Genomic DNA, 20,240 nt, shown 5'->3' on the forward strand with positions numbered 1-20,240 from the left:
GGATTAGTTTCATGTTCCAAGCACGAGCATAGCCACATTTCACCCCCTTGGAAAGGCGCTCTCAAGTATTGACCACCACACAATCACCCCTTTTTCGACCATCACTACCTGGTCCTTCAAAGTTCGAGGAAGAGGATAGCGGGGCGCATTGGGATTCCATTCGCTACTCATTCATTCTCTCGAAACGCTCGCAGCTTCTGGATTCACAACGCAAGCTCAGGAGTCAATGAAGTCCGACACGTCAACAAGAGCGCCACCTTTCCCTCTGAGGAGATCCTCGCGCCCCGCGCACAGCTGCTCTATTCACACCACCCCTTGTGGGGTAAAAGCGCTCGTCGCCTACACTCGGAGCTCAATTCTTCACATTTTCCCTTCACCCCGTGCCCCTGAAAGCCGAGAAGACAAGCCAAGGGAAGACCTCACGTTGCGGCTCCAACTCCTTCGCACCCCCGACACACTCTTCAGATATGAGGAAAACCCCTCATCAAGGCGAGTTTTCCCGATTTCGCCTCAGACGGCATCCCAGACCAGGAGGCAGAGCCTGGCGCACGCTCAGCATCATGCTTGGCAGTTGCGCGGATAATCACACACACCGAAGTCCCTCAGCCAACGCCCGCTTTCAAGGCGCACCTCAAAGTCTTCGACTTTGCCCCACTGCCCCACACCCTGCAGAAAAAAGGCGCGAACACTTCGAGGATTTTGCGATCATGAGCACCTCAAGCAGGAAGAGAATAGGACAAGAGGCACGGAAACTCCCACAATTCCCCACACGGACTATAGATGTCAGACAAACAAATGTCAGACAAGCTCTTCACACTCAGGAAATAACGAGGCGAGACAAGCCAAGCCCACTATGACGAGAATGACATTTTCCCAAGACGAAACTCGTCAAGGAATATGGGCCTATGAGAGACGCGCGAAGCAAAGAGGCAGATCCACTAGGAGCCGTTTCACATGACCAAAGGGATTCACCTCCCCTCAGGCATCCCTCTCGCATTGCCCCACCTTTTCTTGCACACAAGGAAATTCGGCTACCCGAAATCTCAATGCAGATTCTCTTGCGTCGCAGCAATTGCTCCCACGCCACCCCTCTTCTCTCTTCTCACCCACGGTGGGCGCCTCTACAGTGAGAAGGGTGAGCACACGCCAGGTTTCCCCCGCTCTTCGCTTCGCCGCATCAATCATCGCGACCGGCCTCATCGCGGGACTCGTCGGACGCGCCTGCACGCTGCTGCTCCACGGAGTCGAAATGATCGTGTGGAATTGCCCCGAGCCCTTCTACACGGTGAGTGAACTCCACGCCTCAGCCTCACTCAGCTGCTGAGCGCTGCTCTTCGGCCCAATTCTGGGCTGGCTCGGTGTTGCTTTCAGGCGGTACGTTCACATCTTCGAAGACGCCAAACCGCGAAATCTCAGCCTCTGGTGGACTCTCCCCCTCGCATTCAGTGGAGTCGGCATAGTTTCCATGTTCATCCCCTCAGTGCTCGGAAACGGCCAGGCCAGCGCTCAAACCCAGTTCGAGGCCGAATGGCTCGGCGGATTCGGCCTGGCAAGCGGCACCCTCGTTCTCCTTGCGAAGACGGCGACAACCCTCTTGACGATCCGCGCGGGCGGATGGGGCGGAACACTCACACCCGGCCTCGCTCTCGGCGCAGGACTCGGAGCCGTCACCGGCCTCCTATGGAGCCAGATATGGCCGGGAACGAGCATCGCCGCCTTCGTTTTCATTGGCGCAGCGGTATTCCTCGGAGCCTCAACGAAAGCCCCCTTGACAGGATTGGTCCTCCTCATGGAGTTCACCCACCAAGGCAGCGAAATCCTCGTTCCAACGATTCTCGCCATCGGCGGAGCCGTTGCAGCGACCGCTTGGGCTGAACGAACGCACACTGAAGCCGAGTAAGAACCCGAGGGAGGCGCTCAGCGAACGAGGACGAGGAACACTCGCAGTGCTTCACCCTAGCTCAATGCTGAGCACAGGGCCGCGCTTGATTCGCGCCCCTGACCCGGCTCGGGGTGCAGCCGAACTCGAGGCTCCGGCTGGCTTTAAGGCTTCGGCTCTGCTCGCCTCAAGGCTCCCGCTGGTCTCAAGGCTTTTGCTCGACTCACCGTCGCGCCCTCGGCGAAGACGAATTCAATCGGTGAGCCTTGCGCCTCCGTCTCCTGTCGCTTCGCCGCCTCGTCCTCGCACATCTCCTACTCGACCCAGCCAGACATAAGGGCACGCGCCTGCACTTCGAGAGCATCAATCGCCCGATCGACGTCATTACCCCAGGGGACGTAGTGGAACTCAGAGCCGCCGGCCTCCAGGAAAGTCTCCCGATTGAGCTGGTCAATCTCCTCGAGCGTTTCCAAACAATCGGATACGAAGCCGGGGCAGATCACGTCAACGCGTCCGGTTCCCGCCTTAGCGAGATCCTCGACAGTGTCGATTGTCGCGGGTTTCAACCACTCAGAAGGCCCGAAAACAGATTGGAAGGTCGCAACGCACTCCTGGGCGCTGAGGCCGAGTCTTTCGCGCACAGCCTCTGTCGTTGCAAGACACTCCGAATGGTAGGGGTCCCCCGCTTTGTGCATTGACACGGGAATCGAATGGTAGGACAGCAACACGCGGTCGCCTCCCTGAAAATCGGGGCGGCCGTTTCGGCTCCAGGAGTCCTCAATCGCGCCGACGAGAGCTTCAATGTAGTGCGGATCGTTCGGGAAGGAACGAGAGAATCTGATCTGCGGGTGATCGCGATTCTCCTGCATCCAAGCACAGACGGCGTCGTTCACTGAGGCAATCGTCGTCGCCGAATACTGCGGATACGCCGACAAAATGCCGATTCTGCGATGTCCGGCAGCCATCAACTCGTCCAAAACATCCCCGAGGGCGGGCTCACCGTATCGCATCGCAGGGACAACTCTGATGCCAAGCCTGTCTGTGAGCAGCTTCGCCTGCTGGGTCGTGTAATGCAGGAGAGGAGAACCCTCCTCCAACCAGACCGAGCGGTACTTCTCAGCCGATTGTGCCGGACGCACTCGCAAGATGATGCCTTCGAGGATCGGTTTCCACACAAAGCGCGGCATTTCGATGATGCGCTGATCGGATAGGAATTCGCGCAGGTAGCGGCGGACATCCTTTGTCGTCGGTGTCTTAGGGGTTCCCAAATTCGTCAGGAGCAGTACGGGAGTATCGGCTGAAATGTCGGTGCCTTTTCCCGAAGCTTCCTTTGTCGATGCTGCCGTTGTCTCGGCGGCAGACACTTGAGATGACACTGAGGGTTGATTCGTCATGAAGTTAGGTTAACGGGAACACTACCCAAAGGGCGAAACGGAACTCTGAACCTCAAGAAAAAGGAAGGGGCAAAAGTCCCAAAGCTTCTTCTCCGCACACCGCCATTCCCCCATCGGTAGAGCCTCAGCCCGCGTCTTCACTCCTGCGCGAAAAGTTCAGCCCCTCACCGGGCTATTGCTGGTGAGGGGCTGAACCCTGATGGAGCCACCTGTGGGAATCGAACCCACGACCTATTCATTACGAGTGAATCGCTCTGCCGACTGAGCTAAGGTGGCGCGTCTGCCGTTCCCCGCAGGGCGTTCAGACAACGCTGCGAGTCTAATGGGCGCGCAGGCACATCGGCAAATGCCATGAAGTCTTGAAGGGATGGGACCCCTCACACCCACCTTCTTCCGGGGTGCGAAGAATGAGGAGATCCCCCTCCTGGCGCGCCTCCCCTCTCCCACGCCGCTCCTACACCGCTCTCGCAACTGCCCGATGACGCCGACCCAAAACCCAGCGCCAGCCGAAACCTCAGCGCAAGTCCAAACCTCAATGCACGCCCACGATCGCGAGCCGATGCAGCTCCACAGAAGTCATCATGCCTGAGCCGCAGTGCCCGGAATGTGCTCTGGCCCACACACCACATCCTTGCCGGTGTGCGGGCCAGGAGCATCCTTCAGAGCTCATTTGGAGCAGGTGAGCCCATTTTGCGGGACAGTACCGTCAAGAAGGTAGCCCTCAACCGCGCCGACGACGCAGGAACCAGCGTCCTTCGAATATGCGGTATGCCCCCAGCCGTCATAGGTGACAAGCACGCCCGCGTCGAGCTGACTCGCAAGCCTTTGCGCCATCACATAGGGGGTTGCCGGATCATGCGTCGTACCGACCACGACGATCGGCTGGGAGCCCTTCGCGTGGATCTCTTGGCGCTGAGCATGGCTCGTGGGCCAAGTGTCGAGGCCTGCAGAGGCGTATCCCGCCCAGGTGCCGAAAACAGGCAGTTCCCTCTTCAGGAGCTCAGCGTCTCGCTCCCACTCCTCGATCGTGCCTGCGGCCTCGTAATCAAGGTTGTTGATCGCGATGAGAGCCTCCGTACCATTCGAAGAATAAGAGCCATCATCCTCTCGGTCGTTGAGGAGATCAGCGATGTACAGGAGTTGCGAACCATCATCATCTTTCAGGGCCGAAGAGAGAGCCTGAGTGAGAACCGGATAGGTGTCCTCCGAGTACATTGTGCCGATCACTGCTCCCAGCGCGAGATTCATGGTGAGGGGACGCTTTCGGTCATAGGTGGGAAGCGGCTCCTCATCAAGGCCGAGGAGAAAGTCCTTCAACTGTTTGAGTGCCGCACTCCGCTCCCCTGTGAAGGGACAGGACTTCGAGGCCAGGCAGATGTCCATCCAATGCCCGATGGAGTCTTCAAAACCGCGCATCTGCAGATCCGACACCTCATTGACGCTCATCGAAGGGTCAATCGCACCATCAAGGACCATCCGGCCCGTCTTCGCGGGGAAAAGCTCCGCATAGGTCGCACCGAGGAAGGTCCCATAGGAGTAACCGAGGTAGTTGAAGTTCGGCTGGTCGAGCACCTCTCTGACCATATCGAAGTCTTTCGCAGCGGAAACAGTGTCGATGTGCGCGAACAGGTCACCCGATCGATGTTCACAGTGATCGGCAAGGAAAGTCAGCTCACGAGTGTTCGACTCAACGATCTCTTGGGGGGTCTCCTCCTCGCGCTTGGAGTTCATTCCAAAAAAGGAGCCGGTCGCGTTGTAGGTATCAAGCTCAGCATCGCTCAGACACTTCAGTGGAGTGGATTCGCCAACACCACGAGGGTCGAGGGCGACAATGTCGTATTTTTGAACGAGGTCCTTGCCGAGGCTATCTTCAACCTGATACGTAATAGAGTTCACAGACGCGCCACCGGGGCCGCCGAGGTTGAAGAAGAGGGCGGGCGCTCCCTCGCTACCTGAACGGTGGATCGCGAGACTCAAGGTGATCTGTTCTCCCGCAGGCTCTTCCCAGTCGAGGGGCGCATACAAGCGCGCGCACTGATACTCGGAAAGAGAACTCTTCGAAGCAGAGCCACGATCTGTGATTTGATCGGCCCTGCAACTGCCCCAGTGGATATTCTGGGCGTAGAAATCCTCGGCACTTGACGCTGTCACCGGATCCGGTTCTGTGTAGTGCTCCGACTCTGCCCACGAGCGATCGGGCTTGCTTCCTCCAGAATTCAAGAGGCTTTGCGCACTCCAGACGGTCACGACAAGAATCGTGGTCGCCATAAAAACAGCGAAGACCACCGCTATGACAGAGGCGATGAGAGCGGGTTTCGAGTACTTCATGGCCCCTAGACTAGGGGACTCAGACGAAGAACCGCAGGCCCGGTTCACTCCCGGTGTGGATCGAAGCGGCGTGGTTCGAAGGACGCTCTCCTTGCACGTTTTCAGGCCTGTGGGCGCAGGGACACCGTCATCGCTTCGAGGACGAGTTGCGCCTGACCATTGCCGAGGAGTCGGCGGCGCGCTTGCTCGATCGCGGACACTCTCGTCATTGTCTGGCGTGGTGTTGATTCTTGGGCGAGCTCGTGCACGAGATCCGCCAGATCTGAGTTGATGAGCTCCTGATCGGCGTTCAACTGGATCATCAAGACGTCGCGGTAGATGGAGAGCAGATCCACGAGGGCCCGGTCGAGTTCATCGGTGAGCGCGCGGCGTGAGCGTCGTTTCTGCTCCTCTTCGAGTTGGCGGAGCTGTGCCCTGGCGATGCGCGTCGATTGAGCGGATTCTTCCAGGCCGAGTACGCGCAACAGTTCAGCACGCTCACGCGCATCGGTTTCTTTCGTGCGAGCGTCCGCATCAGCCTTCGCGGTTTTCCAGAGATTCTCTGCGGCAAACACCGCCTCACCGACGGAACGTACTTTCGCGGGTGCGGTGATGATGTCTCGGCGATGTCGACGGGCTTCGGGGTCCTTGGCCAGTCCACGAGCCCTCCCGATATGCGATTGGGCTGCGCGCGCAGCTTCGAGGGCGGTCGCCTCGTCCGCAATGCCCTCCTGCATGAGGAGCTTGGCGACGGCGTGAACCGAGGGGATCCTCAACACCAAGTGTCGGCATCGCGAACGAATCGTTTGGATCATGTCTTCTGAGCTTGGGGCGCACAGGAGCCACACGGTCCGCTCAGGCGGTTCTTCGATGGCTTTGAGTAGAGCGTTCGCGGCTTGCTCGTTGAGACGGTCGGCGTCCTCGATGAGGATGACTCGCCAGCGCCCCTGCGAAGGTGAGGCCTGCGCTCGATTGACAAGGCCTCGTGCGGAATCTACTGAGATGATGGTCTTTTGAGTGCGCACGAAGTGCACATCGCCGTTCGTTTCGAGCATGGTCGTCCGGCATCCCGGGCACACTCCGCATCCCGGTTCTTCGCCGACGCACTGCAAAGCGGCAGCGAAGGCTTTCGCAGCATTGGAGCGCCCCGAACCGGGTGGGCCCGTGATGAGCCAGGCGTGGCTCATGGCGCTACGGTCCGTGTCAATGCGCTCAGCGTCCGTTCCTTGCGCGTCGAGGATCCTTCTTGCGCTCTTCGCCGCGTCGCTAAGTTTCGCGACGGCAACTTCCTGACCGATGAGGCTTTTCCACACCGGTTGGGCCTGGTTCACAAGAGCACGTCCTCTTCTTCGCAGGCCCATAGGGTTTCCTGGCTGCCCAGAAGAGAAAGGAGAGAGGGCGCTGCACTGTCCGTGCTCAACGAGGACGAGGACGAGGACGCAGGCTTGGCCACAGGGGTGGGTTCGCTCGTGGCAGTGGGACTCGACTCAAGCTTGGCCACAGGCACGGGCTTGGGTGCGGCGCTCGACTCAGGTTCGGCGTTAGAGCCCGATTCGAGCTTGGCAGCAGGGCCATGCGCAGTGGCAGTATCTGGGGCAGCGGCCCCATCCACCTCGGTCGGACAAGGCGTTTCATCGCTCATGCAGGGGGCTTCGCCCATGCCAGGGGTTTCACCCCTCAGCGCGGATGGTGCACTATGCGGATAGCGTTCCTCCAAAACACCACGAATCTCCGAGAAGACCTCGTCGGGCGTGCCCACGGCATCAATCACGATGATCCGATCCGGCTCCGCATCAGCCAAGCGTAAGTACTCGTGCCGGACCCGCTCATGAAACTCCATGGACTCACGTTCAAGACGGTCAGGAGCGTTCGTCCGACGACGCGCCCCGACCTCGGGAGGAAGATCGAGGAGGAAAGTGAGATCGGGGTTGAGCCCCTGGGTGGCCCATACCGAGAGCGAACGGATTTCATCGACACCCAGGGAGCGCGCGGCCCCCTGGTAGGCGACTGAGGAATCAATGTAGCGATCCGCGAGAACAACTTCCCCACGTGCGAGGGCGGGACGAATCCTCGTCGCGACGTGATAGGCGCGATCAGCCGCATACAGTAGAGCCTCTGATCGCGGATCAACATCCTCCGGTCCGTTCTGGACGAGCCTGCGGATTTCTTTGCCGAGCTCTGTCCCACCGGGTTCACGAGTCACGCTGACCTGTCGTCCCTGTGATTCGAACCAGTCTCGAACACGCTGGATCTGAGTCGACTTGCCTGAGCCATCACCGCCTTCGAAGGTGATGAACACGCCTTCTGCCATCGCAGCCTCGTTCACAGTCCCTCGCTCCATGCCTCATATCCTCGCATGCCCCAGGGGCATCTTCGTCCCAGCCCTCGAAAGAAGAAGATGGAGCGCCGCTTCCGCCGCGTCAAGGCACAAGCGCCGCCACTTCCGCTCGCGCCTCAAGAGGGCGAAACACCGGGGGATCTTTCCTGCACCTCGAGAGAAGACGAACCGTGATCTTTCGCCTCTCCTCTGGCACACTGGCACACTGGCACACTGGCACACTGGCACACTGGCACACTGGCACACTGGCACACTGGCACAGCCTCCCACCTCAAGACGCGAGCCAGCCTCGAAACCCAGGGAGCGGGCGAGTCCCCTCAAGATACGGAGACGCCCACCCCTCATGACGCGGGTAAAGGCCGAAACTGTCAGTGCGGGCGGGCCCTGCGAGTCACTTCGCAGAAGCCTTCTTCGTACTCGTCTTCTTGCTCGCAGTCTTCTTCGCCGTAGTCTTACGCGTCGTTTTCTTCGGGGCCGGGCCCTTCGTCCGCTTATCCGCCAGAAGCTCGAAAGCACGCTCCTGCGTCAGATCCTCAACGCTCTCCGCACGCGGCACGGTCACATTGGTTTCACCATCAGTGACATAGGGGCCGAAACGCCCGTCCTTCACCACGACCTTCTTACCGGACACCGGATCCGTATCGAACTCACGAAGCGGAGGCTTGGCCGCGCCACGCCCTCGTGTCTTCGGTTGCGCGTAAATCGCGAGCGCCTCATCCAAAGTGATCGACAAGAGCTGTTCTTCACTCGACAGCGTACGCGAGTCCGACCCCTTCTTCAGGTAGGGACCGTAACGACCGTTCTGCGCGGTAATGACCTCGCCGCTCGCCGGATCGACACCGAGCTCACGAGGAAGGGACAGAAGCTCAAGGGCCTGCTCCAAGGTGACCGTCCTCAAGTCCATCGACTTGAAGAGCGATGCGGTACGCGGCTTAGGCGCTGCAGCTTTCTTCTTTCCCTTCGCACTCGTCGTAGGCTCCTCTTCTGGGAGGATCTCCGTAATGTAGGGGCCAAAGCGACCGTTCTTCGCGATGAGGGTATGCCCCGTTGCTGGATCAACGCCGAGCTCTCGTCCATCATCAGCGGCGAGAGCAAAAAGCTCCTCGATCTTCTTCGCATCGACCTCGTCGGGCGCAACATCCTCAGGAAGATTCGCGCGCGTGCCGTCCGCCTTCTCCAAGTAGGGACCGTAGCGGCCGACGCGCACGACGACGCCCTCCCCCACCTCCTGCGAGTTTACGGCCCGCGCATCAATGTCATCGCCAAGGGATTCGACCTGGAACTTCAAGCCGTCTGCATCGCCCTCGCCATTGGCTCCGAGGTAGAAGAGAGACAGGAACTCTTCACCGGACTCTTCACCTGCGGCGATGCGGTCGAGGTCCGTCTCCATTGAAGCGGTGAAATCGTAGTCGACCAGATTGGAGAGGTTCTCCTCCAAAAGACGCGTCACAGAGAAGGCGAGCCAGGTCGGCACCAGGTACTGCCCGCGGTGGACGATATAACCGCGGTCTCCAATCGTCTGGATCGTCGCCGCATAGGTGGAGGGTCGGCCAATGCCGCGCTCCTCCATCGTCTTCACGAGAGTCGCCTCCGTGTAGCGCCCCGGAGGCTGAGTCTCATGCCCTTCGGGCTTCGCCTCGACGACATCAGCGCCCTCACCCTCGGAAACATTCGGCAAAACCTTCTCCGAGCCCGAGTCCTTCTCCTGGTCATATCGGCCCTTATCGCGGCCTTCCTGATACGCCTGACGGAAACCCGGGTGGGTGATCACCGTGCCCGAAGCGGAAGAAATGACATCGTGACGCTCGCCTTCGACCGAAATCCCTGTCAGCACGCGGATCGTTGCAGTAAAGCCCAGCGCGTCCGTCATCTGTGAAGCGAGCGTGCGCTTCCAGATCAAGTCGTAGAGTGCGAGCTGCTGCTTACTGAGCAGCGAGGAAACCTCCGCCGGGGTGCGGAAATGATCACCTGCCGGGCGGATCGCCTCATGCGCCTCCTGCGCACCCTTTGAAACATTCCCATAAAAGCGCGGCTTCTCCGGCACTGAATCGGCACCGTAGAGCTCCGCCGCTTGAGCGCGCGCCGCCTGAATCGCCTGGGAAGACAGGGCCGTCGAATCGGTTCGCATGTAGGTGATGTATCCCGACTCGTACAAGGACTGGGCCGTACGCATCGTCGAAGACGCATTCCAATGCAGCTTGCGCGAAGCCTCCTGCTGAAGCGTCGAGGTCGTGAAGGGTGCAGCCGGGCGACGACGATAGGGCTTCTGCGTCACCGATTCAATGATCGACGAGGGCGAAGCCTCCAAAGCCTGGGCGATGGAGGCGGCGAAAGCCTCATCCAGGTGGAGCACCCCCGCCTTTTCCGCCTTCTCCTTGAGAACACCCTTCTCGGAGAAGTCCGAACCTGCGGCGACGGCGCGACCATCAACGTGGGTGACGCGCGCGTCAAAGGATTCAGCCCCGGCCTCGACGCGAGTGGAGATGGAACAGTATGAAGCGGAAACATGCGCCATGCGGTCGCGTTCGCGGTCCACCACGAGGCGTGTGGCGACCGACTGGACTCGTCCAGCCGACAAGGAGGGGCGGATCTTGCGCCACAGGAGGGGCGACACCTCATAGCCGTAGAGGCGGTCAAGGACGCGGCGGGTCTCTTGAGCATCAACTAAAGCGGTGTCGAGTTCACGAGTGTTCTCCAGGGCGCGAGTAATCGCTTCCTTCGTGATCTCGTGAAAGACCATTCGCTTGACGGGGACCTTCGGTTTGAGGACTTGGAGGAGATGCCAGGCGATCGCCTCTCCTTCGCGGTCCTCATCAGTTGCGAGGAAAAGCTCGTCAGATTCCTTCAGGGCCTTCCTCAACTCCGCGACCTTCTTCTTCTTATCCGGGTTCACCGCGTAATAGGGAGTGAAACCATGCTCGACATCAACGGCGAATCGCCCGTAGGGGCCCTTCTTCATTTCTGTCGGGAGGTCCTTCGGCTGCGGGAGGTCACGTATATGGCCGATTGAGGCGGTGACATGGTAGTCGGGACCGAGGTATCCCTCGATAGTCGCTGCCTTCGCGGGAGACTCCACGATGACCAGCTTCGACGCCCCCATGTTCCACCCTTTCCGCGTATTACCTCCACGAGTCTGTTTTTGACCCGCAGGGTGACCTTACAACGCCGCGCCCTCGTTTCCGGCTTCGTCCACATCCGTGCGGGGTGTCGACCCATGATGAGGTCAGATGCTCTCCTTGTCTCATACCCCGCGTGTTGACACTGTCATGGCCCAGCTCACCTCGCAATTGCGGTGCATATTTGCATAATCTGCCAATCCCTGCCCGCACCCGTGTGACGTGAGCGCGGATTCAGGGTTTCGGGGTGTTTCGCCAACCCCCGCCCACACCCATGTGACCCGTGCAATCCCCACCCGCACCCATGTGAGCGGCTTCGACTCCTGGCGGGTTTGACGCTGAGAGGAGGGGTTCACGACAAGTGGAGGGGATATAACCCCTCCACACTCCGCCATCCCCTCCACTCGTAGCCGAACAACCAGCAACTCCGGGCAAACACCGCCAACAACACACGCATCTAGATGCCCAGCGCCCCTGCCCCGACGCACTACTGAAACCTCAAATTCGGCAAGGTCGCCTCCGAGAAAGAGCTCCTCTGCCTCGGAGCACTACTGAAACATACTGAAACATGCTCAGCACAGCAGCACTCCCTCCACTTTCCGCATGATTCCAAGGAAAACTCACACAAAGTCGCGCGCATCGCAGACCAACTGAAACACTACTGAAACACCTACTGAAACATCGCTTCTCGAGGATGCTCAACATTTCCGTACGCAGGAGACGACGAATGCCCGGGCGATCGCATGGAAGCTCATATACCCACCCTCCCCGCACACTGGAGACCGCGATATACCCTTTTCCCCTCAGTTTCGCAGCTAGAGGACTTCAATCAGTGGAAGGTTTGGCGCTCAGAGGAGGGGTTCACGACAAGTGGAGGGGAAATAACCCCTCCACACTCCGCCATCCCCTCCACTAGCGGCACAACGAACGAGTTCAGACCAGCACTAGGCCCGTCATTGCTCCACAATCATCAACATTCCCGCACGGAGGAGCTCTCGCAGCGGCTCATCAATCTCCTGGGTGATCTCAGCCGCGTCACGCTCGGTCAGCAAAGCCACCGCAGCCACGATCTGCCCGACCTCGAGCTCCCCATCAGACGCGCCCACGATCGCCGAGGTCGCCGTCCCCACCTGGATCGAGCGTCCCAATCCCGCGCCCTGATGAAGAATCAGGATCATCGGATCGGCAGAACCCGGAACATAATGGCGCTCCTCAGTCACATCATCGGCGCGCACGAGCCTGAGCCCAGATAAATCCTCCGGCAGGCGCAGCGCATCAAGGGTTCGGCGCACGTCCTCGCCCCGAGGTCGAGCCCCCGCGAGCCCAAGGTCGAAGCGGATGACGCCTTCAGCTTCGTCGCCCACATGCTTGCGGATCGCGATAAAGCCCATGCCGACGCCGCCAACGCCCGCAGCGTCGAAATCGGCGAGCCATGTCCGGTAGGCATGCTCCCTTAAGGCACGCTTCCGCAACGCCCGCTCAGGTGAAGAACACCCACTCGACGCTTTCTCCAGCAGGCCTCGCTCGCTCGAAGAATGCCTACTCGCGTCCCGCTCGCTCGAAGAACCCTCACTCGGGTCCCATGCCCCGGCCTCGTCATTCGAGTCCCACTCCCCGACCTCGTCACTTGGGTCCGCATCCTGCAGCCACATCTCCACGTATTGCGCGGTATCGAGAACGTCGCGCTGAACGATCCAAGCGTCGACGGGAAGGCCCTCGAACCAGGATTCGAGGCGCTTCGACCACTCGGCATCGGGGTCGACGCCCTCGGGGATCTCCCAGTTGCCGATCATCTGCAGGACACCACCCGGCTTGAGGCACTCGGGCCCTTCACGCACGACCCTGCGCACGAGCTCATCGCGACGCATCCCACCGTCGCGGTATTCGAGGAGCCCATCGCCGCGCAGGAGCTCCGGGGTGATGACGAAAGGCGGATTGGTCACGACGAGGTCGAAGGCCTCACCCGCGACAGGTTCGAAAAGAGAGCCCTCACGAACCTCGATATCGAGCCTGTTCAAGGCTGCGTTGAAGCGTGTGTATTCGCAGGCTCTGGGCGAAAGATCCGTTGCGACAACCCTGTTGGCGTGAGTCTTCAGGTGCATCGCCTGAATGCCGCAGCCGCACCCCATGTCGAGGGCGGAGTCGATCGGCTCGCGGATCGTCATTTCCAGCAGGCTTGTCGACGCGCCTCCCACACCGAGCACATGATCCGCAGGTAGTGCGCACCCGCTTTGCATGCTCGTGCGATCCGAGGCGATCCACCAGTTGAGCTCGCAAGTTCCCTCTTCGGCGTCGGCGTCAGGGGCGATCACCGCATGAGGACGCAGATCCACGAGGGCGATGAACCTCCCCTTAGCCCCCGACTCCTCGCCCACTTTCTCGACGAGTGCGAGTTCCTTCGCACCTTCAACGCCGAGCGTCGGCAGCGCGGCCTCGAGTTCCTCCGCATTCACTTCATCGCCGAGGACGAAAAGTTTGGTGAGGATTGACGCAGCATCACTGCGCCCTTCGAGTTCCACAAGCGCTGGGATCCGCTGATCGCGGGCGAGCGCGCTTCGGGCCTGAGCTGACAGGAGAACATCCAGCGTGTCAAGAGTCCACGAGGCGGCCTCAAAATCGGCGAGCGCCCGCGCAAGGAGCGCAGGCTCCGTCTTCGGCGTGGAACGCGTCTTTGGCGTGGAAGGAAGTTCAGGGGTCGTCATGGCGACAAGACTACAAAAGCGGATAAAGGATCAAGACCTCTGGGAGGAGCAGACCACTCGCGTGAAGAGCACACGCGATGGCGCGCTTTGATTGATTGGTTTTTGACCACTCCCCACCCTGAGCAAAGCACACCCGTCTTCGAAAAGCCCCTTCCCGTCCTCAAGAAGAGCACTCCCCTCTTCGCCTGGCATGATTAACCCTGGCGCGCAGCGCGCTCTCGCCCTCGAAAATTAGGACGGTCATGTCCGGCGGACTCATCGCTCTCCTCGACGACATCGCAACCCTCGCCAAAGCGACAGCCTCCTCCCTCGACGACATCGCCGCGGGTGCGACGAAAGCTTCCTCGAAAGCCGTGGGCGTCGTCATTGACGACACCGCCGTCACTCCTCAATACGTGGCGGGACTGGACCCGAGCCGGGAACTGCCAATCATCAAAAAGATCGCGCGCGCCTCCCTCATCAACAAGCTCGCCATCATCTTGCCGCTCGCACTACTGCTGACCTGGCTCGCACCGTGGATGCTGCCGATCCTGCTCCTCCTCGGCGGTTCTTTCCTCTCTTTCGAGGGCGCCGAAAAGCTCCTTGTGAAGCTCCACCTCTTCCCCGAACACAGCCACGAGGATGCTCCTGCAGCGACGAGCACGGAAGAACTTGAAAAGGGCATCGTCTCCTCCGCAAGTCGAACCGATCTGATCCTTTCCGCTGAAATCATTTTGATCTCCCTCGCGAACGTCAACGCTGATTCGAATACCGTACGAATCGGCATCATGATCGCCGTCGCCTTCTTCATGACGTTCTTCGTATACGGCCTTGTGGCGCTCCTCGTGAAGATGGATGACTTCGGCCTTCACCTCTCCAAACGCCAAGGGCCGCTGGCTGCGCTGGGCCGTGGAATCGTCACCATCATGCCGAAGGTCTTCGCGATCATTGGCATTGTCGGCACGGTCGCAATGCTCTGGGTTGGCGGGCACATCGTCATCACTTCTGTGTCGGATCTGGGACTGAGCTTCCTGCACGAGCTCGTCGAACACGCCATGACCGCAGTCGAGCGCTTCGGCGGCGGAGCCACGTGGACGGTGGAAACAGCGCTCTCGGGCGTTTTTGGCCTCGCCTGGGGTGCGCTCGTCGCTTATACCTGGCTCGGGATATCCCTTTTTCTCCCCAAAAGGCACGCTCCGATCAACGAGGACGAGGGCGCGAATGCGAGCCGCTGAAGGCTGGGGCGGCTGAGGAATACCGATTGAAGGCGGCTTCTTGCAAGAGCACGGCTCGCTTGTTTGGGGGCTGTTTGCTACGTGCTCTCCTTGTTACGGGCCCGTTTGTTTCAGGGAGGCAATGGGGGTTTCTCTGCACGCCCCGTTCAGAGGCGCAAACTGTTGAAGGCATGCCAGTGCTTGAGATGCACTCTTGCGTGAGGTGCGGCCCACTAATGCCGAGTGCTGCCCGGGGAAGCTAGGAAGAACATCGTGAGGGTAAGAGCCTGGCACGGACAAAGGCTCGCGCTTAAAAGGTCTGCGCGCGCAAAAGGCCTGGTCAGGAGATGCCTGCGAGGACTGATCGCGCGCCTGCCTAGAAAAGAGCCTGGAAACGCCTTGAAAGTCACGCATCATCCCCTCGCACGTTAGGACTAAGGGCCTGTAATCTCGGAGTTGTGAGGCCCGCTGGGGCCGCCGATCGACACCATTGAGGAGTGACCATGGCCGTCTACACCCTTCCCGATCTTCCCTACGATTACGCCGCCCTCGAGCCGTACATCTCCGGCACGATCATGGAACTGCACCACGACAAGCACCACGCGAACTATGTTGGCGGTGCGAACGCTGCTTTGGAGAAGCTTGAAGCGGCACGCGAATCCGGTGATTTCGCCGCCATTAACCTCTACGAGAAGAACCTCTCGTTCAACCTCGGCGGCCACACGAACCACACGATCTTCTGGCAGAACATGACCCCTGACGCCCAGGAGCGTCCGGAAGGTGAACTCGCAGCAGCCATTGACGAGTATTTCGGCTCCTTCGAGAAGTTCCAGGGCCAGTTCGCCGCGGCCGCCCTCGGACTTCAGGGCTCGGGCTGGGGTGTCCTCGCTTGGGATGCGCTGTCCAAGCGTCTCGTGACCTTCCAGCTCACCGATCAGCAAGGCAATATCCCCGTAGCAACCGTTCCCCTCCTCATGCTCGACATGTGGGAGCACGCCTTCTACCTCGACTACCAGAACGTCAAGGCGGACTACGTTAAGGCCTGGTGGAACGTCGTGAACTGGGCCGATGTCGCCGCCCGCTTCGAGCGCGCCCGCACCCAGTACACGGGTCTCGTCCTCGCCTGATTCTTCAGCGGGTGAGTGCTCGCACTCTATCGCTGGACACTTAGCGGGCTTGTCCGCATGTGCCTTGGCCGCGAGTGGCCCTGCGAGCCTCGGGCGCAGGTCGGCCCGTGAGTCTTGAGTGCAGGTCGGCCCACGAAGCTTGAGTACAGGCTGGCCCGCGAGCCTTGAGCACGAACCTCACTACGAGGCTCCTACACGAGTGGAGGGTTTGACGAATTCAGGAGGGGTTATATCCCCTCCACATATCGTCAAACCCTCCACTAGCTGTTACCCCTCCTGGGGAAGCATCCAGAAGCCTGATGCGAGGATTCGAAGAAAACGGGCCACCCACCGGCCTCAGCAAGGCGAGCAGCCCAGCCCTCAGCAAGACCAGCGACCCCGCCTTCAGCAAGACGAGCAGCCCCGACCTCAACAAGACGAGCAGCCCAGCTTCGCCACGTATTGTCGGCCTCATCCCCAAAATGCCGCCTCGTAAAAAGGAATCCGCCCGGCTGGAGGACCAGCCGGGCGGAGAACGTCGAACACCTGAAAGCCTTACTCAGCTCCCTTCACCAAGCGAAGCATCACAAAGGAACCCTCACAGGTAAAGCTCCAGATGAACGCTCGTGCTTCCTCGAAGGAGCAGCTGCCTATCCACAACAGCTGCCCTCTTCGACGCCACACCTGTCTACTCAGAGCAGCGCCTGCATCGCGGGCGCGACGAGCTTGAGGACATTGTTGCGCCCCTCCTCAGGAGTCGGAGCATCGACAGCGAAGGCTGCCATCTGCTGACAGGTCGCCAGATCATGCATGCGCAGGCCCGCACGCACAGCGCGAACCTTCGAAGGAGCCATCGACAGCGAAGCGACACCAAGGCCCGTGAGGACGAGGGCCAGCAGCGGATCTCCGCCTGCCTCGCCGCACACACCGACCGGCTTGCCGGTGGCACGGCCCCCTTCACACGCGAACTTGATCATCTGGAGAACCGCGGGCTGCCATGCGTTGAGCAGCGGTGCGAGTTCACCGTCCATACGGTCCGCGGCCATCGTGTACTGCGTGAGATCGTTCGTACCGATCGAAGCGAAGTCCACGACCGAGAGCATCTGGTCTGCACGGATCGCGGCAGCCGGAATCTCAATCATGATGCCAACCTTCGGCAGGCCAGCGGCGCGCGCCTTCTCGGCGAACCATTCAGCCTCTTCAAGGGTCGCCACCATCGGAGCCATGACCCACAGTTCAGCCTTCGTCTTCGCATGCGCGGCAGCGAGGGCGGCAAGCTGCGTATCGATAAGGTCCTCACGGACCTGGCACAGGCGAAGACCCCTTCGCCCAAGCGCGGGGTTCTCCTCCTCACCAAGGTTCGCGAAGGACAGAGGCTTATCAGCGCCCGCATCGAGGGTGCGCACAACAACGCGCCGCTCCCCAAAGGCCTCGAGCACCTTCGTGTAGGTGTCGGTCTGCTCCTCCAAAGAAGGCGCCTCCGCCCGATCGAGGAAGAGGAACTCCGTGCGGAACAGGCCCGCACCCTCAAGATCGACCTCGGCAGCCCTCTTCGCATCATCGACGGTGCCGATATTTGCGAGGAGCTTGACCCGGTGGCCGTCGTAAGTGGCGCCTTCACCGGAGGAACCGGCGAGAGCAAGGGCACGACGACGTGAACGCTCTTCGAGGAGTTCAACCTCTTCAGCGGTCGGGGAGACCACGACCTCGCCGACACCGCCGTCCAGAGCGAGGAGATCCCCCTCGTTCACCTCGAGGATTCCGGCGACCTTAACGATTGCCGGGATGCCGAGCTGTGCGGCGAGGATCGCGGTGTGCGAAGTCGGGCCGCCGACCTCGGTAATGATGCCCTTAACCGTTTCAGGATCAAGAGTGGCCGTCTCCGCCGGCGCGAGATCGCGTGCGACGAGGACAACGGGCTCCTCGAAGGTGGGGACACCGGGAGCGGGAAGTCCGCGGAGCTCGCAGATCGCGCGATCGCGCACGTCGTAAAGGTCCGTGGCGCGCTCGGCCATGTAGCCGCCGAGGCCGCGAAGCATCTCCGCGTACTCTTCGACTGCGGCGTGGACCGCCTGGGTCACGCCGAGCCCCTTCTTCAGCTTCTTATCGATCGCTTTAGCGAGGCCACGGTCAGCCGCAAGTTGGGCGGTTGCCTTCAGGATCGGAGCTGACTCTTCGGGAGCATCCTTGGCCCGTTCCTTCAGGCTTGCGGATACGACGGCGAGGGCACCGCGAACGCGCTCGCCCTCAGCTACCGGATCGGTGCAGGGGGCTTCGTTCTCATCAACGCCGGGGGCGGGGCGAACAATGGCGGCCTTCGCTGCTGCGGTTCCAGCAGAAACACCGATGCCGTGAAGAACTGCGTGTGGGCTTGCCATGCTCACTCCTTGTCGAGGTCTCGCGAGAGCAGCTCGACAAGGGAGTCGAGGACCGCACCGGCATTGTCGTCGTCGGTTGAGAGAGTGACCTCATCCCCGTGGCCAACTCCGAGGGTCATGATTTCAAGAAGTGAAGCGGCGTCTGCTTCTTCGCCGTCAAAAGCAATGGTGACGTCGACGCCGGAGTCGTCAACGGCCTCTGCGAGGAGGGCGGCGGGGCGGGCGTGGAGGCCGACAGACGAGGCAACGACGACAGTGCGGGAGATCATGAAGGTTCCTTCCAGTTGAACCCATACCACGGTGGATGGGCGACCTTGGTGTCATGCTAATCGTTTAGCACCTGTATGGGGAGGGGTATTGGACAGACGCACGAATCTTCACCTATTCGTCATCTCTCGACGCGGATGAGCGTTCTTCCGAGAATCAGGGGGTAGTCCTTCACAAAACTGTCCTGTCTCAGGAAGTGCCGTCTCCTCGGCTTCTTCAGGGCAGAGGCTTCTCATCTTGAAAGATGAACGCATCGAGGATGAACGCACTCTCCCCGTGGGGCGCGGCCGCATTATCTTGAGGGCAGATCCTCCCCTTCTTCAGGGGAAACCTTCTCGTACCTCGTTTCTGCTGTGTATCAGCGCAGCCTGAACCTCTGCTTCTTCAGGGTGGAACCTCCTCAGGATCAGGCAGAACGAATTAAAGTAAGTTAACTGTTCATGTCTGTTGCCTCAGTCATTCGAAAGGAGGGTGCGTGGACCGCCGTCTTGAGCCCACTCTTGCCGATGTTGCCAAAGAGGCTGGAGTTTCTCTTACAACCGTCTCCAGAGTCCTCAACAATCGCGGTTACCTTTCGCAGGCCACGAAGGATAAGGTCGCCCGAGCGATCAAAACCTTGGGCTACCGGCCGAACCAAGTCGCCCGAGCCTTGCACGGCAAGCGGACCTACACGATCGGATTGATTGTTCCAACGGTCGCCCTTCCCTTCTTCGGCGAGATCGCCGTCGCTGTTGAGAACGCGCTCGCAGAATCCGGCTACCGAGTACTGATCTGCAACTCTCTGGGTCGCTCGGACCGCGAGCGCGACTATCTCAATCTCCTCATCGGCAACCGCGTTGACGGCATCATTTCCGGTGCTCACAACGAGGATCTCGAGGAATACCAATCGATCCGCATGCCGATCGTGACGATCGACCGTTCCTTGTCCCCTCGTATTCCGAATGTGCGCTGTGATAACGAGGCCGGGGGCAGGCTCGCAACCGAGCGACTCCTCGCAGGCGGCTCACGACGCCCAGCTCTTCTCACCTCTCGTTCTCATGGTCTGAACCTGCGTGAGCGGGGCTATCGCATCACCTGTGAAGCGGCGGGCATCGAGCCCATTGTTTTCGAGGTTCCCTTCCATACAGCTCCTGCGGATCGTCCGGCCCTCATGGCTCAGTGTTTGGATGGTGCCGTCGGGATGATCGACTCCGTGTTCGCGACGGATGATCTGGCCGCAGCGGAGGTCCTCGAGTGGGCTCGTCAGCGTGATCTTTTGGTGCCCGAGCAGCTTCGAGTGATCGGTTTTGATGGGACTGTGGCGGTGCGTCGTGCTCTTCCCACGTTGACGACGATTCGCCAGCCGATCGAGGACATGGCGCGCGAGGCCGTGCGTCTGCTTTTGGGCAGAATCGATGCGGTGAACTCTGCGCCGCTTGAGGGCGGGGCGGATATCCCTGAGATCGGGGAGATCGTGGAGTTCCCCGTGGAACTCCTCGAGGGCTCGACGGCCTGAGTCACGGGGCTCGACTTTTCCAAGCTGAGGGCGCGAGGCCGTGACTTTTCCACGCCTGGGGCTTG

13 protein-coding genes and 1 tRNA gene are annotated in these 20,240 nt (G+C 60.4%); 5 read left to right on the forward strand and 9 right to left on the reverse strand.

Features of this window, described 5'->3' with window-relative positions; genetic code table 11:
* Positions 1-1,135: 1,135 nt before the first annotated feature.
* Together JFX23_RS09435 and JFX23_RS08125 are read left to right on the forward strand one after the other, a co-directional pair.
* Complete coding sequence (locus JFX23_RS09435) at positions 1,136-1,324, forward strand: hypothetical protein (protein ID WP_233050700.1); 189 nt, start codon at positions 1,136-1,138, stop codon at positions 1,322-1,324.
* A gap of 3 nt (positions 1,325-1,327) precedes the next feature.
* Positions 1,328-1,900, forward strand: a complete 573-nt coding sequence (locus tag JFX23_RS08125) for a chloride channel protein (RefSeq protein WP_269815705.1) — start codon at positions 1,328-1,330, stop codon at positions 1,898-1,900.
* Positions 1,901-2,193: 293 nt separating this feature from the next.
* Here JFX23_RS08125 and hemH read toward each other — a convergent pair whose 3' ends face one another.
* The 7 genes from hemH to JFX23_RS08160 form a co-directional block, all read right to left on the reverse strand.
* Positions 2,194-3,273: a ferrochelatase gene (gene hemH, locus JFX23_RS08130; RefSeq protein WP_198776477.1), complete on the reverse strand. Its 1,080-nt coding sequence runs from the start codon at positions 3,271-3,273 to the stop codon at positions 2,194-2,196.
* A 200-nt stretch (positions 3,274-3,473) separates the two neighbouring features.
* Positions 3,474-3,549 (reverse strand) — tRNA-Thr (locus JFX23_RS08135).
* Positions 3,550-3,939: 390 nt separating this feature from the next.
* The gene (locus tag JFX23_RS08140) at positions 3,940-5,601 is read right to left on the reverse strand and encodes an alpha/beta hydrolase (protein ID WP_198776478.1); all 1,662 of its coding nucleotides are present in this window, start codon (positions 5,599-5,601) and stop codon (positions 3,940-3,942) included.
* A gap of 101 nt (positions 5,602-5,702) precedes the next feature.
* On the reverse strand, positions 5,703-6,941 hold the full coding sequence (locus JFX23_RS08145) for a DNA polymerase III subunit delta' (RefSeq protein WP_198776479.1): 1,239 nt from the start codon (positions 6,939-6,941) through the stop codon (positions 5,703-5,705).
* Positions 6,908-7,891 carry a dTMP kinase gene (tmk, locus tag JFX23_RS08150; protein ID WP_416153027.1) on the reverse strand — a complete coding sequence of 328 codons (984 nt, stop codon included), beginning with the start codon at positions 7,889-7,891 and terminating at the stop codon, positions 6,908-6,910. The genes JFX23_RS08145 and tmk overlap by 34 nt, the downstream gene beginning before the upstream one ends.
* Positions 7,892-8,309: 418 nt before the next feature.
* Positions 8,310-11,018: a type I DNA topoisomerase gene (gene topA / locus JFX23_RS08155; RefSeq protein WP_198776481.1), complete on the reverse strand. Its 2,709-nt coding sequence runs from the start codon at positions 11,016-11,018 to the stop codon at positions 8,310-8,312.
* 969 nt (positions 11,019-11,987) lie between these two features.
* Positions 11,988-13,736 carry a DUF7059 domain-containing protein gene (locus JFX23_RS08160; RefSeq protein WP_198776482.1) on the reverse strand — a complete coding sequence of 583 codons (1,749 nt, stop codon included), beginning with the start codon at positions 13,734-13,736 and terminating at the stop codon, positions 11,988-11,990.
* Between the two features lie 242 nt (positions 13,737-13,978).
* Between JFX23_RS08160 and JFX23_RS08165 the strand changes: the two genes are divergently transcribed.
* Together JFX23_RS08165 and JFX23_RS08170 are read left to right on the forward strand one after the other, a co-directional pair.
* Positions 13,979-14,950: a DUF808 domain-containing protein gene (locus JFX23_RS08165; RefSeq protein ID WP_198776483.1), complete on the forward strand. Its 972-nt coding sequence runs from the start codon at positions 13,979-13,981 to the stop codon at positions 14,948-14,950.
* Between the two features lie 482 nt (positions 14,951-15,432).
* Positions 15,433-16,056: a superoxide dismutase gene (locus JFX23_RS08170; protein ID WP_198776484.1), complete on the forward strand. Its 624-nt coding sequence runs from the start codon at positions 15,433-15,435 to the stop codon at positions 16,054-16,056.
* A 671-nt stretch (positions 16,057-16,727) separates the two neighbouring features.
* On the opposite strand, the gene ptsP is transcribed toward JFX23_RS08170, so the two are convergent.
* Both ptsP and JFX23_RS08180 read right to left on the reverse strand, forming a co-directional pair.
* Positions 16,728-18,413 carry a phosphoenolpyruvate--protein phosphotransferase gene (gene ptsP, locus JFX23_RS08175; RefSeq protein WP_198776485.1) on the reverse strand — a complete coding sequence of 562 codons (1,686 nt, stop codon included), beginning with the start codon at positions 18,411-18,413 and terminating at the stop codon, positions 16,728-16,730.
* A gap of 2 nt (positions 18,414-18,415) precedes the next feature.
* Entirely contained in the window at positions 18,416-18,682 is a 267-nt protein-coding gene (locus JFX23_RS08180) for an HPr family phosphocarrier protein (RefSeq protein ID WP_005963170.1), read from the reverse strand.
* A 473-nt stretch (positions 18,683-19,155) separates the two neighbouring features.
* Here JFX23_RS08180 and JFX23_RS08185 point away from each other — a divergent pair, with 473 nt between their 5' ends.
* On the forward strand, positions 19,156-20,175 hold the full coding sequence (locus JFX23_RS08185; protein WP_005963169.1) for a LacI family DNA-binding transcriptional regulator: 1,020 nt from the start codon (positions 19,156-19,158) through the stop codon (positions 20,173-20,175).
* The last annotated feature ends 65 nt before the right edge of the window (positions 20,176-20,240 follow it).

The organism is Schaalia cardiffensis, assembly GCF_016405145.1.
GTDB classification, from domain to species: Bacteria; Actinomycetota; Actinomycetes; order Actinomycetales; family Actinomycetaceae; genus Pauljensenia; species Pauljensenia cardiffensis.

Coding starts and splice junctions, on each gene's coding strand:
- hemH (WP_198776477.1), bottom strand. CDS start 3,273: ATGACGAATCAACCCTCAGTGTCATCTCAAGTGTCTGCCGCCGAGACA.
- JFX23_RS08140 (WP_198776478.1), bottom strand. CDS start 5,601: ATGAAGTACTCGAAACCCGCTCTCATCGCCTCTGTCATAGCGGTGGTC.
- JFX23_RS08145 (WP_198776479.1), bottom strand. CDS start 6,941: ATGGGCCTGCGAAGAAGAGGACGTGCTCTTGTGAACCAGGCCCAACCG.
- tmk (WP_416153027.1), bottom strand. CDS start 7,891: ATGGCAGAAGGCGTGTTCATCACCTTCGAAGGCGGTGATGGCTCAGGC.
- topA (WP_198776481.1), bottom strand. CDS start 11,018: ATGGGGGCGTCGAAGCTGGTCATCGTGGAGTCTCCCGCGAAGGCAGCG.
- JFX23_RS08160 (WP_198776482.1), bottom strand. CDS start 13,736: ATGACGACCCCTGAACTTCCTTCCACGCCAAAGACGCGTTCCACGCCG.
- JFX23_RS08165 (WP_198776483.1), top strand. CDS start 13,979: ATGTCCGGCGGACTCATCGCTCTCCTCGACGACATCGCAACCCTCGCC.
- JFX23_RS08170 (WP_198776484.1), top strand. CDS start 15,433: ATGGCCGTCTACACCCTTCCCGATCTTCCCTACGATTACGCCGCCCTC.
- ptsP (WP_198776485.1), bottom strand. CDS start 18,413: ATGGCAAGCCCACACGCAGTTCTTCACGGCATCGGTGTTTCTGCTGGA.
- JFX23_RS08180 (WP_005963170.1), bottom strand. CDS start 18,682: ATGATCTCCCGCACTGTCGTCGTTGCCTCGTCTGTCGGCCTCCACGCC.